Source organism: Streptomyces sp. NPDC001941 (genome assembly GCF_040296945.1).
In the GTDB taxonomy this organism is placed as follows: Bacteria; Actinomycetota; Actinomycetes; order Streptomycetales; family Streptomycetaceae; genus Streptomyces.
Map to the genome: position 1 here is coordinate 36,457 of NZ_JBEOYE010000032.1, position 12,847 is coordinate 49,303.

11 protein-coding genes are annotated in these 12,847 nt (G+C 73.4%); 6 read left to right on the forward strand and 5 right to left on the reverse strand.

Features of this window, described 5'->3' with window-relative positions:
- Window positions 1–9 precede the first annotated feature (9 nt).
- On the forward strand, window positions 10–1,788 hold the full coding sequence (locus tag ABT160_RS21970) for an ABC transporter transmembrane domain-containing protein (RefSeq protein WP_351649464.1): 1,779 nt from the start codon (window positions 10–12) through the stop codon (window positions 1,786–1,788).
- Complete coding sequence (locus ABT160_RS21975; RefSeq protein ID WP_351649403.1) at window positions 1,785–3,566, forward strand: ABC transporter ATP-binding protein; 1,782 nt, start codon at window positions 1,785–1,787, stop codon at window positions 3,564–3,566. The genes ABT160_RS21970 and ABT160_RS21975 overlap by 4 nt, the downstream gene beginning before the upstream one ends.
- A 78-nt stretch (window positions 3,567–3,644) precedes the next feature.
- Here ABT160_RS21975 and ABT160_RS21980 read toward each other — a convergent pair whose 3' ends face one another.
- Entirely contained in the window at window positions 3,645–4,130 is a 486-nt protein-coding gene (locus ABT160_RS21980; protein ID WP_351649404.1) for a glutathione peroxidase, read from the reverse strand.
- 49 nt (window positions 4,131–4,179) lie between these two features.
- On the opposite strand from ABT160_RS21980, the gene ABT160_RS21985 reads away from it, so the two are divergent.
- A complete protein-coding gene (locus ABT160_RS21985; protein WP_351649405.1) occupies window positions 4,180–4,386 on the forward strand; it encodes a DUF6011 domain-containing protein in 207 nt (68 codons plus the stop codon).
- A 4-nt stretch (window positions 4,387–4,390) separates the two neighbouring features.
- Here ABT160_RS21985 and ABT160_RS21990 read toward each other — a convergent pair whose 3' ends face one another.
- Together ABT160_RS21990 and ABT160_RS21995 are read right to left on the reverse strand one after the other, a co-directional pair.
- Complete coding sequence (locus tag ABT160_RS21990; RefSeq protein WP_351649406.1) at window positions 4,391–5,257, reverse strand: acyl-CoA thioesterase; 867 nt, start codon at window positions 5,255–5,257, stop codon at window positions 4,391–4,393.
- A gap of 43 nt (window positions 5,258–5,300) precedes the next feature.
- Window positions 5,301–7,868, reverse strand: a complete 2,568-nt coding sequence (locus ABT160_RS21995; protein WP_351649465.1) for a DEAD/DEAH box helicase — start codon at window positions 7,866–7,868, stop codon at window positions 5,301–5,303.
- Window positions 7,869–7,970: 102 nt separating this feature from the next.
- On the opposite strand from ABT160_RS21995, the gene ABT160_RS22000 reads away from it, so the two are divergent.
- Window positions 7,971–8,762 carry a metal-dependent hydrolase gene (locus ABT160_RS22000; protein ID WP_351649407.1) on the forward strand — a complete coding sequence of 264 codons (792 nt, stop codon included), beginning with the start codon at window positions 7,971–7,973 and terminating at the stop codon, window positions 8,760–8,762.
- A 64-nt stretch (window positions 8,763–8,826) separates the two neighbouring features.
- On the opposite strand, the gene ABT160_RS22005 is transcribed toward ABT160_RS22000, so the two are convergent.
- Window positions 8,827–10,056 carry an acyl-CoA dehydrogenase family protein gene (locus tag ABT160_RS22005; RefSeq protein ID WP_351649408.1) on the reverse strand — a complete coding sequence of 410 codons (1,230 nt, stop codon included), beginning with the start codon at window positions 10,054–10,056 and terminating at the stop codon, window positions 8,827–8,829.
- 173 nt (window positions 10,057–10,229) lie between these two features.
- Here ABT160_RS22005 and ABT160_RS22010 point away from each other — a divergent pair, with 173 nt between their 5' ends.
- Complete coding sequence (locus ABT160_RS22010; protein ID WP_351649409.1) at window positions 10,230–10,877, forward strand: TetR/AcrR family transcriptional regulator; 648 nt, start codon at window positions 10,230–10,232, stop codon at window positions 10,875–10,877.
- Between the two features lie 29 nt (window positions 10,878–10,906).
- Here ABT160_RS22010 and def read toward each other — a convergent pair whose 3' ends face one another.
- Window positions 10,907–11,455 (reverse strand): peptide deformylase, encoded by a 549-nt coding sequence (gene def / locus ABT160_RS22015; RefSeq protein WP_351649410.1) that lies wholly within the window; start codon window positions 11,453–11,455, stop codon window positions 10,907–10,909.
- A gap of 116 nt (window positions 11,456–11,571) precedes the next feature.
- On the opposite strand from def, the gene ABT160_RS22020 reads away from it, so the two are divergent.
- On the forward strand, window positions 11,572–12,819 hold the full coding sequence (locus tag ABT160_RS22020) for a Mur ligase family protein (RefSeq protein ID WP_351649411.1): 1,248 nt from the start codon (window positions 11,572–11,574) through the stop codon (window positions 12,817–12,819).
- The last annotated feature ends 28 nt before the right edge of the window (window positions 12,820–12,847 follow it).

Genomic DNA, 12,847 nt, shown 5'->3' on the forward strand with positions numbered 1-12,847 from the left:
TGGGACGCCATGCAGATCCGCGACCTCCCGTACCCCGACCCCGGCGACCCCGACGTCCGGTCCGGCCCGCGGTTCCTGCTGTGGCTGGGCCGGGGCCAGCTGGCCGGGCAGCTCAAGGCGACCGCCTGGGGCCTGCTGCTCCAGCTGGGCATCGCCGCGCTGCCGCTCGGCGTCGGGCTCGCCGTGCAGGCGGTCGTGGACCGCTCCGGCACCCGGCTCGCCGTCGCGGGCGCCCTCGTCGCCGCGCTCGGCGTGGCCATCGCCGTGGGCGACACCATGCTGCACCGCACGGCCGTCACCAACTGGATCACCGCGGCCGCCCGGGTCCAGCAGCTGCTCGCCCGCAGGACCGCCGCGCTGGGCTCGGTGCTGACCCGGCGGGTGGCCGCCGGGGAGGTCGTCGCGGTGTCCACCGGGGACGTCGAGAAGATCGGCTGGTTCGTCGAGGCGCTGTCGCGCTTCGCCGCCGCCGCGCTCACCCTCGTCGTGGTCTGCGTCGGCCTGGTGGTCTACCAGCCCGCGCTCGGCGTGGTCGTCGCGGTGGGCGTGCCGGTCCTGGCGTTCGCCGCGCTGCCGCTGCTGCCCCGGGCCACCCGCCGCGCCGACCTCCAGCGGGAGAAGGCGGGCCGGGCCACCGAGCTGGCCTCCGACACGGTGGCCGGGCTGCGGGTGCTGCGCGGCATCGGCGGCGAGGAGCTGTTCCTCGACCGCTACCGCCGGGCGTCCCAGGAGGTCCGCGAGGCGGCCGTGCGCAGCGCCCGGATGTGGGCGCTGATCGGCGCGCTGCAGACGCTGCTGCCGGGCGTGCTGATGGTCGTGGTCCTGGCGTACGGCGCGGGCCTGGTGGCCGACGGCCGGGTCGCGGTCGGCGAACTGGTCACGGTGTACGGCGCGGTGCTGCTCACCCACCACCCGCTGCGCAACTTCGAGGAGATCGCGATGGCGTACTCCTTCTCGCGGCCCTCCGCCCAGCGCGCCGCCCGGGTGCTCGCGCTGACCCGGACGACCACGGAGGCGGGCGCCGCGCTGAAGGACGGCGGCGACCTGTACGACCCGGTGACCGGACTGCTCGCGCCCGAGGGCCGGTTCACGGCCGTGGTGTGCGGCGACCCGGACGCGGCGGGGCGGCTCGCGGACCGGCTGGGCGGCCACCCGGTGGCGCCCGCCGACGACCACACCTCCGTACTCCTGGGCGGGGTGCCGCTGGACGAGCTGCCGCTGGACGGCGCGCGGACGGCGGTGCTGGTGCAGGACAAGGAGCCGGTGCTGCTGTCGGGGACGCTGCGCGAGCTGCTGGACGTGCCGCGCTCCGGCGGCGTGGACGCCGACCGGGCGCTGCGGGCCGCGCAGTGCGGGGACGTGCTCGACGCGCTGGCGCAGGCGTCGGTGGACGGCGGCGGCGACCCGATGCGCACCCGGATCACCGAGCGCGGCCGGTCCCTGTCGGGCGGCCAGCGCCAGCGCCTGGCGCTGGCCCGGTCGCTGGTGACCGACCCCCGGGTGCTGGTGCTCGACGAGCCGACCTCCGCGGTCGACTCGCACACCGAGGCCCGGGTCGCGGCGGGCGTCAAGGAGCTGCGGGAGGGCCGCACCACGGTGGTGCTGGCGTCCTCGCCGCTGCTGCTGGACCTGGCGGACCGGGTGGTGCTGGTCGAGGCGGACCAGGCGGTCGCGGTGGGCACGCACCGCGAGCTGCTGCGCACCGAGCCGCGCTACCGCGCGGTGGTGACGCGCGAGACGGAAGACGAGATCGCCCTGCGGGGCGCGCTGGAGGAGGAGTCGGCATGATCGGCACACCGCGGCCGGAGTACGACCCGGCGGCGCCGACCTCCGTGACGACGCTGCCCGTCGCGTCGGCGGCGACGGTACGGGCGTACGCGCGCGGGCTGCTGCGCCGCCACCGGACGGCGTTCGCCGTCCTGGTGGGGGTGAACGCGGCGGCCGTCGTCGCCTCGATGGCCGGGCCCTACCTGCTGGGCGACCTGGTGGACCGGCTGTCGGCGGGCGCGGACGAGCTGCACCTGTCGCGCACCATCGCGGTGTTCGTCGTCGCGCTGGTGGTGCAGACGGTCTTCGTCCGGATGGTGCGGCTGCGCGGGGCGATGCTGGGCGAGGAGATGCTCGCCGACCTGCGCGAGGACTTCCTGGTGCGCTCGGTGGGCCTGCCGCCGGGCGTGCTGGAGCGCGCCGGGACGGGCGACCTGCTGTCGCGCATCACCACGGACATCGACCGGCTGGCGAACGCGATGCGCGAGGCCGTGCCGCAGCTCGCCATCGGCGTGGTGTGGGCGGCGCTGCTGGTCGGCGGCCTCACGGTCACCGCGCCGCCGCTGGCCCTTGCGGTCCTGCTCGCCGCGCCGCTGCTGGTGGTGGGCTGCCGCTGGTACTTCCGGCGGGCTCCGTCGGCGTACCGCTCGGAGGCCGCCGGGTACGCGGCGGTGGCCGCCGCCCTCGCGGAGACCGTCGACGCGGGCCGTACGGTCGAGGCGCACCGCCTGGGCGCGCGCCGGGTCACGCTGTCGGACCGGCGGGTCAGGGAGTGGACGGCGTGGGAGCGCTACACGCTGTTCCTGCGCTCGGTGCTCTTCCCGGTGATCAACCTCACGCACGTCACGGTGCTGCTGGCGGTGCTGATGATCGGCGGGGTGTTCGTGCTGCGCGGCTGGATGGACGTGGGGCAGCTGACCACGGGCGCGCTGCTGGCGCAGATGCTGGTGGACCCGGTCGGGATCATCCTGCGCTGGTACGACGAACTGCAGGTCGCCCAGGTGTCGTTGGCGCGCCTGGTCGGTGTGCGGGAGATCGAGCCGGACGCGGGCGACGCCGATGTGGAGCCCGACGGGCGCCAGGTGCGCGCCGACGACGTGCGGTTCGGCTACCGCGAGGGCGTCGACGTGCTGCACGAGGTGTCGATGCGGGTCGCGCCGGGCACCCGGCTCGCCCTGGTCGGCCCGTCCGGCGCGGGCAAGTCGACGCTGGGCCGGCTGCTGGCCGGGATCTACGCGCCCCGCACCGGGCGGGTGACGCTCGGTGCGGCGGAGCTGTCGCGGATGCCGGCCGAGCGGGTGCGCGAGCACGTGGCGCTGGTCAACCAGGAGCACCACGTGTTCGTGGGCTCGCTGCGGGACAACCTGCGGCTGGCCCGCACCGGGGCGCAGGACGCCGAACTGTGGGCGGCGCTCGGCGCGGTGGACGCGGACTCCTGGGCGCGCGGCCTGGACGACGGCCTGGACACCGAGGTCGGCTCGGGCGGGCTCGCGCTGACCCCGGCGCAGGCCCAGCAGGTGGCGCTGGCCCGGCTGGTGCTCGCCGACCCGCACACGCTGGTCCTGGACGAGGCGACGTCGCTGCTCGACCCGCGGGCGGCGCGCCACCTGGAGCGCTCGCTGGCCCGCGTCCTGGACGGCCGCACGGTCGTGGCGATCGCGCACCGGCTGCACACGGCGCACGACGCGGACGTGATCGCGGTGGTCGAGGACGGCCGGATCAGCGAACTGGGCAGCCACGACGACCTGGTGGCGGCCGAGGGGGCGTACGCGGCGCTGTGGCGGTCCTGGCACGGGTGAGCCCGGCCGAGGCAGCGGAGAGGGGTACGGAAGTCCTTCTGTACCCCTCTCCGCTCTCCGCTGTTCCGCGCCGACGGCTCAGCGCGGCAGCGCCGCCTCGACGGCCGCGACGACCTCGGGGGCCTCGGGCTCGGTGCGCGGGCGGAAGCGGGTGACCGCGCCGCCGGGGGCGAGCAGGAACTTCTCGAAGTTCCACTGCACGTCACCGGCCTCGCCCTCGGCGTCGGCGACCCGGGTCAGCTCCGCGTACAGCGGGTGGCGGCCCTCGCCGTTGACGTCGGTCTTCTCCAGCAGCGGGAAGGTGACGCCGTACGTGGCCGAGCAGAAGGTCCCGATCTCCTCGGCGCTGCCCGGCTCCTGGCCCGCGAACTGGTTGCAGGGCACGCCGAGCACCGTGAAGCCCCGCTCGGCGTAGGTCTTCTGCAGCCGCTCCAGGCCCGCGTACTGCGGGGTGAGGCCGCACTTGGAGGCCACGTTGACGATCAGGACGGCCTCGTCGCGGTGGTCGGCCAGCGAGGTGGCCTCGCCCTGGAGGGTGCGCAGCGGGATGTCGTACAGGCTCATCGGGTACTCCTCTTCACCGTAAGGGTCGTGCTCAGGGTAGACAGGGGTCATGAACGATCAGCCACTGAGCGGCATGGAGGACGTCGAGGCGCGCGAGCGGCGCGTCCGGTGCCGGTTGTGCGGGCGTCCGCTGACCGGCGAGTCCTCGCGGCGCACCGGCCTGGGCCCGGCCTGCGACGCCAAGCTGCACCCGCCGGGCCCGGACGTCCCGACCCGCCGCCACGAGGTGCCGCAGGACCCGCTGCCGGGGACGTGAGCGCTCACAGCTTGCGGAACAGGCCCTCCTGGACCACCGAGACGAGGAGGCGGCCCTCGCGGTCGTAGATGCGGCCGCGGGCCAGCCCTCGGCCGCCGGTGGCGATCGGGGACTCCTGGTCGTACAGGAACCACTCGTCGGCGCGGAACGGCCGGTGGAACCACATGGCGTGGTCCAGGGACGCCATGTCGAAGCCGCGCGGCCCCCACAGCGGCTCCACGGGGATGCGGACCGCGTCGAGCAGGGTCATGTCGGAGGCGTAGGTGAGCGCACAGGTGTGCACCAGCGGGTCGTCGCCGAGCGGGCCGACGGCGCGCATCCACACGGCGCTGCGCGGGTCGGCGTCGCGGACCTCCTCGGCGCTCCAGCGCAGCCGGTCGACGTAGCGGATGTCGAAGGGCTGGCGGCGGGCCATCCGCTCCAGGGCCTCGGGCAGGGCGCCCAGGTGCTCGCGGATCTCCTCGGCGACGGTCGGCAGCGCCTCGGGGTCGGGGAACTCCAGGCGCGGCGGCAGCTGGTGCTCGAAGCCCGCCTCCTCCGGGTGGTGGAAGGAGGCGGTCAGGTTGAAGATCGTGCGGCCCTGCTGGATGGCGGTGACCCGGCGGGTGGTGAAGGAGCGGCCGTCGCGGACCCGCTCGACCTGGTAGACGATCGGCACGCCGGGGCGGCCGGGGCGCAGGAAGTAGGCGTGCAGCGAGTGCACCGGGCGGTCGTCCTCCACGGTGCGGCCCGCGGCCACCAGCGCCTGTCCGGCGACCTGGCCGCCGAACACGCGCTGGAGGGACTCCTGCGGGCTGCGGCCGCGGAAGATGTCGACCTCGATCTGCTCCAGGTCGAGCAGGTCGACCAGTCTCTCGGCCGGGTTCGTCATGGTCCGGGGTCCTCTCGGGGGTCGCGGGCGCCGCCCGCGGGGGTCACAGGGTGCCGACGGCCGTCACGCGGACGACCGCGCGGCCCTCCTCGTCGGAGGCCGCGAGGTCGACCTCCGCGCTGATGCCCCAGTCATGGTCGCCGCTGGGGTCGGCGAAGCTCTGGCGGACGCGCCAGAGGCCGTGCGCGGGGTCCTCCTCGATGGCCAGCAGCTTGGGGCCGCGGGCGTCGGGGCCGGTGCCGAGGTCCTCGTACTCGTCCCAGTACGCGTCCATGGCCTCGCCCCAGGCGTCGGCGTCCCAGCCGGACTCGGCGTCCAGCTCGCCGAGCGCGTCCACGTTGTCCAGGGCGGCCAGCTCCACGCGGCGGAACATGGCGTTGCGCACCAGCACCCGGAAGGCGCGGGCGTTGGCGGTGACGGGCTTGACCTGGTCGGCCTTCTCCTGGGCCTGCTCGGCCGTCTCCACCTCGGGGTTGGCCAGCTGCTCCCACTCGTCCAGGAGCGAGGAGTCGACCTGGCGGACCAGCTCGCCCAGCCAGGCGATCAGGTCCTGGAGGTCCTCGGTCTTGAGGTCGTCGGGGATGGTGTGGTCGAGGGCCTTGTAGGCGGAGGCCAGGTAGCGCAGCACGATGCCCTCGGTGCGGGCCAGCTCGTACCAGGAGGTGAACTCGGTGAAGGTCAGGGCCCGTTCGTACATGTCACGGATGACGGACTTCGGGGAGACCGGGTGGTCGCCGACCCACGGGTGGGAGGTGCGGTAGGTGTTGTAGGCGTGCCACAGCAGCTCTTCGAGCGGCTTGGGGTACGAGACGTCCTGGAGCCGCTCCATGCGCTCCTCGTACTCCACGCCGTCGGCCTTCATCTGGCCGACGGCCTCGCCGCGCGCCTTGTTCTGCTGGGCGGCGAGGATCTGCCGCGGGTCGTCGAGGGTGGACTCGACGACGGAGACCATGTCCAGGGCGTAGGACGGGGATTCGGGGTCGAGCAGGTCGAAGGCGGCCAGCGCGAAGGTGGAGAGCGGCTGGTTGAGGGCGAAGTCCTGCTGGAGGTCGACGGTGAGCCGGATGTGGCGGCCCTCGGCGTCGGGGGTGTCGAGCTGCTCGACCACTCCCCCGTCGAGCAGGGAGCGGTAGATCGCGATGGCGCGGCGGATGTGCCGCAGCTGCGCCTTGCGCGGCTCGTGGTTGTCCTCCAGGAGCTTGCGCATGGCCTCGAAGGCGTTGCCGGGGCGGGCGATCACCGACAGGAGCATGGTGTGGGTGACGCGGAAGCGGCTGGTGAGCGGCTCGGGGTCGGAGGCGATGAGCTTCTCGAAGGTGCTGTCGCTCCAGGCGACGAAGCCCTCGGGGGCCTTCTTGCGGACGACCTTGCGGCGCTTCTTGGGGTCGTCGCCGGCCTTGGCGAGGGCCTTCTCGTTCTCGATGACGTGCTCGGGGGCCTGGGCGACGACGAAGCCCGCGGTGTCGAAGCCGGCCCGGCCCGCGCGGCCGGCGATCTGGTGGAACTCGCGGGCCCGCAGGGTGCGCACGCGGTTGCCGTCGTACTTGGTCAGGGCGGTGAACAGCACCGTACGGATGGGCACGTTGACGCCGACGCCGAGGGTGTCGGTGCCGCAGATGACCTTCAGGAGCCCGGCCTGGGCGAGCTTCTCCACCAGGCGCCGGTACTTGGGCAGCATGCCGGCGTGGTGCACGCCGATGCCGTGGCGCACGTAGCGGGAGAGGTTCTGGCCGAACTTGGTGGTGAAGCGGAAGTTGCCGATGAGCTCGGCGATCCTGTCCTTCTCCTCCCGGGTGCACATGTTGATGCTCATCAGCGACTGGGCGCGCTCGACGGCCTGTGCCTGGGTGAAGTGGACGATGTAGACGGGCGCCTGCTTGGTCTCCAGGAGCTCGGTGAGCGTCTCCGTGATGGGGGTGAGCTCGTAGGAGTACGAGAGCGGGACCGGGCGGGTCGCGGAGCGGACCACGGCGGTGGGGCGGCCGGTGCGCCGGGTGAGGTCCTTCTCGAACATGGCGACGTCGCCGAGGGTGGCGGACATCAGCACGAACTGGGCCTGGGGCAGTTCCAGGATCGGGATCTGCCAGGCCCAGCCGCGGTCGGGCTCGGCGTAGAAGTGGAACTCGTCCATCACGACCTGGCCGATGTCGGCGTCCTTGCCGTCGCGCAGCGCGATGGAGGCGAGGACCTCGGCGGTGCAGCAGATGACGGGGGCGTCGGCGTTGACGGAGGCGTCGCCGGTGAGCATGCCCACGTTCTCGGTGCCGAAGATCTTGCACAGGTCGAAGAACTTCTCCGAGACCAGTGCCTTGATCGGGGCGGTGTAGAAGGTGACCTGGTCGTTGGCGAGGGCGGCGAAGTGGGCGCCCGCGGCCACCAGTGACTTGCCGGACCCGGTGGGCGTCGACAGGATCACGTTCGCGCCGGAGACCACCTCGATCAGCGCCTCCTCCTGAGCCGGGTAGAGGCTGATGCCGCGCTCCTCGGTCCACGAGGAGAAGGCTTCGAAGAGGGCGTCGGGGTCGGCGGTCCGGGGAAGCTGATCGATAAGGGTCACGCCCCCATCTTGCCTGGATTCCGTCCGGAAGAGGGAACCGGCCACTTGTTCCATGATCACGGCGGGTAGGCTCCCCTCTCGACCCGGCCGCGGCCGGGTCGGCTGACCCGGCCTCAACTGGGTCCACCGACACGAGGAATGGGGCGGGTAACGGCCATGATGGGACCGGCACACTCACTGTCCGGGGCGGCGGCCTGGCTGGGGGTGGGGGCGGCGGCCGCGGCGGCCGGGCAGCCCATGCCCTGGCCGGTTCTCGTCGTCGGGGCGCTCATCTGCGCGGGCGCGGCGCTGGCGCCGGACCTCGACCACAAGGCGGCGACGATCTCCCGGGCCTTCGGACCGGTGTCCCGGCTGCTGTGCGAGATCGTCGACAAGCTCTCGTACGCCGTGTACCAGGCGACGAAGATGTCCGGCGACAAGCGGCGCACCGGCGGCCACCGCACGCTGACGCACACCTGGCTGTGGGCCGTGCTGATAGGAGGGGGCGCCTCGGCGGCGGCGGTGTTCGGCGGCCGGTGGGCGGTGCTGGGCATCCTGTTCGTGCACCTGGTGCTGGCGGTGGAGGGCCTGCTGTGGCGGGCCGCGCGGGTCTCCAGCGACGTGCTGGTGTGGCTGCTCGGGGCGACCAGCGCGTGGATCCTGGCGGGCGTGCTGGACAAGCCGGGCAGCGGCGCGGACTGGCTGTTCGACCAGCCGGGCCAGGAGTACCTGTGGCTGGGGCTGCCGATCGTGCTGGGCGCGCTGGTGCACGACATCGGGGACGCGCTGACGGTGTCGGGCTGCCCGATCCTGTGGCCGATCCCGGTGGGCCGCAAGCGCTGGTACCCGGTGGGGCCGCCGAAGGCGCTGCGCTTCCGGGCGGGCAGCTGGGTGGAGCTGAAGGTGCTGATGCCGGTGTTCATGCTGCTGGGCGGCGTGGGCGGGGCCGCGGCGCTGAACTTCATCTGACGTACGCGACGGTACGGGCAGGGGGCGGGCCGCCTCGGCGGGCCGCCCCCTCGCCGTACGCGCGTCAGCGGATCGGGACCCCCGACAGGGTGCGGGCGATGACCAGGCGCTGGATCTCGCTGGTGCCCTCGAAGATCGTGTAGATGGCCGCGTCGCGGTGCATGCGCTCGACCGGGTACTCACGGGTGAAGCCGTTGCCGCCGAGGATCTGGATGGCCTGGCCGGTGACCTTCTTGGCGACCTCGCTGGCGTAGAGCTTGGACATCGAGCCCTCGGCGGAGGTGAACGGCTTGCCGCTGACCGCCATCCAGGAGGCCCGCCAGACCAGCAGCCGCGCGGCGTCGATCTGGGTGCGCATGTCGGCGAGCTGGAAGGCGATGCCCTGGTTGTCGATGATCGGGCGGCCGAACTGCTCGCGGGTCTTGGCGTACTCCAGGGCGTAGTCGTACGCGGCGCGGGCGGTGCCCACCGCCATGGCGCCGACCGCGGGGCGGGAGGCCTCGAAGGTGGCCATCGCGGCGTTCTTCACGCGCTCGCCGCCGCCCGCCTTGGCCCGCTCGTGGGCGCGGGCGAGGCGCTCGTCGAGCTTGTCCTTGCCGCCGAGCAGGCAGTGGCCGGGGACGCGCACGTCCTCCAGGACGACCTCGGCGGTGTGCGAGGCGCGGATGCCGTGCTTCTGGAACTTCTGGCCCTGCTTCAGGCCGGGGGTGCCGGGCGGCACGATGAAGGAGGCGTGGCCCTTGCTGCCGAGGGCGGGGTCGACGACGGCGACGACGACGTGGACGTTGGCGATGCCGCCGTTGGTCGCCCAGGTCTTGGTGCCGTTGAGCACCCACTCGTCCTTGGCCTCGTCGTAGACGGCGCGGGTGCGCATGGAGGCGACGTCGGAGCCGGCGTCGGGCTCGGAGGAGCAGAAGGCGGCGACCTTGACGTCGTTCACGTCCCCGTACATCTGGGGTATCCAGGTGCCTATCTGCTCCTCGGTGCCGTTGGCGAGGACGCCGACGGCGGCCAGGCCGGTGCCGACGATGGACAGCGCGATGCCCGCGTCGCCCCAGAAGAGCTCCTCCATGGCGACCGGGACGCCCAGACCCGTCGGGTCGAAGTACTGCTGCGCGTAGAAGTCGAGGGAGTAGATTCCGACCTTGGCGGCTTCCTGGATGACCGGCCAGGGCGTCTCCTCGCGCTCGTCCCACTCGGCGGCGGCAGGGCGGATGACGTCCTTGGCGAAGCCGTGGAGCCAGTCCTTGACCTGCTTCTGGTCGTCGTTGAGATCGAGCGCGAACTCGGTCATGTCCCCTCCAGCGGTACAGTGGCCCATCACGTGTTACTTGCGGTAACAGCAGTGTGTTACCGATGAGTAGCAGCTGTCAACAGCCATCCCGCGACGACCGCGGCCGACACGCTCCGCGCCCGGGTGTTACGTTGCGTTGGCCTCAGGAATTCGCACGGGCGGGGAGAGGGACCATGGAGACCACACACCGGACCGACCACCAGCGCACGGCCGAGGAGCGCCGCCGGGAGTTGCTGGAGGCCGCCGACCGCGTGGTGCTCCGCGACGGGCCCAAGGCGTCCATGAACGCGATCGCCGCCGAGGCGGGGATCACCAAGCCCATCCTCTACCGGCACTTCGGCGACAAGGGCGGGCTCTACCGGGCCCTGGCCCAGCGCCACACCGACGCCCTGCTGTCCGCGCTGCGCGCGGCGCTCGACGCCCCCGCGGAGCGCCGCGAGCGGGTGGAGGCGACCCTGGACACCTATCTGGCCGCCATCGAGGCGCGCCCCCAGGTGTACCGCTTCCTGATGCACCCGTCCGACGAGCCCGGCCCCTCCCCGGAGCAGGGCTTCGACGTGGGCCGCCACTCGGCGCCGCTGCTGCGGCGGATGGGCGAGGAGCTGGGCGTGGTCATCGCCGAGCGGGTCGACCTGGGGCCCGGCGGTGAGGCCCTGGCCCGGGTCTGGGGCCACGGGATCGTCGGGATGATGCACGCGGCGGGCGACTGGTGGCTGGGCGAACGGCCCTGCTCGCGCCCGGAGTTGGTGCGCGGCCTGGCGGACCTGCTGTGGGGCCGGCTGGCCGCGGCGGGCGACCGGGCCGGGGGGCCGGGGTTCTGACGACCGGCCGCGCCCCCGGCCCCCGCCGCTCAGGCCCAGGAGGTGTCGTGACCCGCCTTGCGCGCGTGGCGGACGGCCCGGGCGCGGCGCAGGCCGCCGACCCGGTCCAGGTACACGCCGCCCGCCAGGTGGTCGCACTCGTGCTGGAGGCAGCGGGCGAAGAAGCCGGTGCCGGACACCCGCACCGGCGCCCCGTCGCTGTCCATGCCCTCGACCACCGCGTGGTCGAAGCGCGTGGTGCCCGCCTCGATGCCGGGCAGCGACAGGCACCCCTCGGGCCCGCGCACCTCGGGCCCGTCCGCCTCGACCAGCCGCGGGTTGACCACGTGGCCCAGGTGGCGGACGTCCTCGTCGTCGGGGCAGTCGTACACGAAGACGCTGCGCGCGATCCCGATCTGGTTCGCGGCGAGCCCGACGCCCTGGGCGGCGTACATCGTCGCGTACATGTCCTCGACGAGCCGCTTCAGCTCCGGGCCGAAGTCGGTGACGGGGTCGCAGGGGGCGTGCAGCACCGGGTCGCCGAAGAGGCTGAGGGGGCGAACGCGGCCGCTGGAGCCGGGGATCGGGCGGTTTCGCATGGCGCAAAGCGTACGTTCCCCCGTGACCTGAGGGTTTCCACCGGGTGCCGCGGTTCGGGCCCCTGGCCGGATCTCGATAGGCTGGGCCCGGACCGACGCAAGGAGGAACAAGGACGATGGCAGGACACCCTGGCAACGCGGAGCCGCTCGGCGCGCGCGCCAAGCTGGCGGTGACGGCGGGCAAGGCGGCGGCGGCCGTGTCGCGCGCCGCCGGACGCGGCAGCGGCTCGGTGATCGGCGGCCGGGTGGCGCTGAAGCTCGACCCCGATCTGCTGGGGCGGCTCGCGCATCACCTGGACGTCGTCCTCGTGTCGGCGACGAACGGCAAGACGACCACGACCCGGCTGATCGCCGAGGCGCTGCGGGCCAGCGGCCCGGTGGTCTCCAACGCGCTGGGCGCCAACATGCCCGCGGGCATCACCTCGGCGCTGGCCGGTGGCTCGGACGCGAAGTTCGGCGTCATCGAGGTCGACGAGAAGTACCTGGCGGGCGTGGCCCGCGACGTGACGCCCAAGGCGATCGCGCTGCTGAACCTCTCCCGCGACCAGCTGGACCGCGCCGCGGAGACCCGCATGCTCGCCGAGAAGTGGCGCGAGGGCCTGGCCGGCACCAAGGCCGTGGTCATCGCGAACGCGGACGACCCGCTGATCGTGTGGGCCGCCTCCTCCTCGCCGAACGTGGTGTGGGTGGCGGCCGGGCAGGAGTGGAAGGACGACGCCTGGTCGTGCCCCTCCTGCGGCGGCGTGATGCAGCGGCCGGGCGACGACTGGTTCTGCGGCGAGTGCGGCTTCCGCCGCCCGGCGCCGAGCTGGGTGCTCAGCGGCGACCACGTGCTGGACCCGCACGGCTCGGCCTGGCCGATCCACCTGCAGCTGCCCGGCCGCGCCAACAAGGCCAACGCCGCCACCTCGGCGGCCGTCGCCGCGGTCTTCGGCGTGCCGCCGCAGGTCGCCCTGGAGCGCATGTACCAGGTGCAGGCCGTGGCCGGCCGCTACGACGTGGTGCAGTTCCAGGGCCGCGACCTGCGGCTGCTGCTGGCGAAGAACCCGGCGGGCTGGCTCGAGACGTTCTCCCTGATCGACCCGCCGCCGACGCCGGTGATCCTGTCGGTCAACGCGCGCGGCGCCGACGGCACCGACACCTCGTGGCTGTGGGACGTGGACTACACGCGCCTGGCCGGGCACCCGATCTTCGTGATCGGCGACCGCAGGCTCGACCTGGCGGTCCGCCTGGAGGTCGCGGGCCTGGACTTCCGGGTCTGCGAGTCGGTGGACGAGGCGGTACAGCTGGCCCCGCCCGGGCGGATCGAGCTGATCGCCAACTACACCGCGTTCCAGGACGTACGACGCCGGGTGGGTAACTAGGTGTCGAGGCCTCGCATTAAGGACAAGA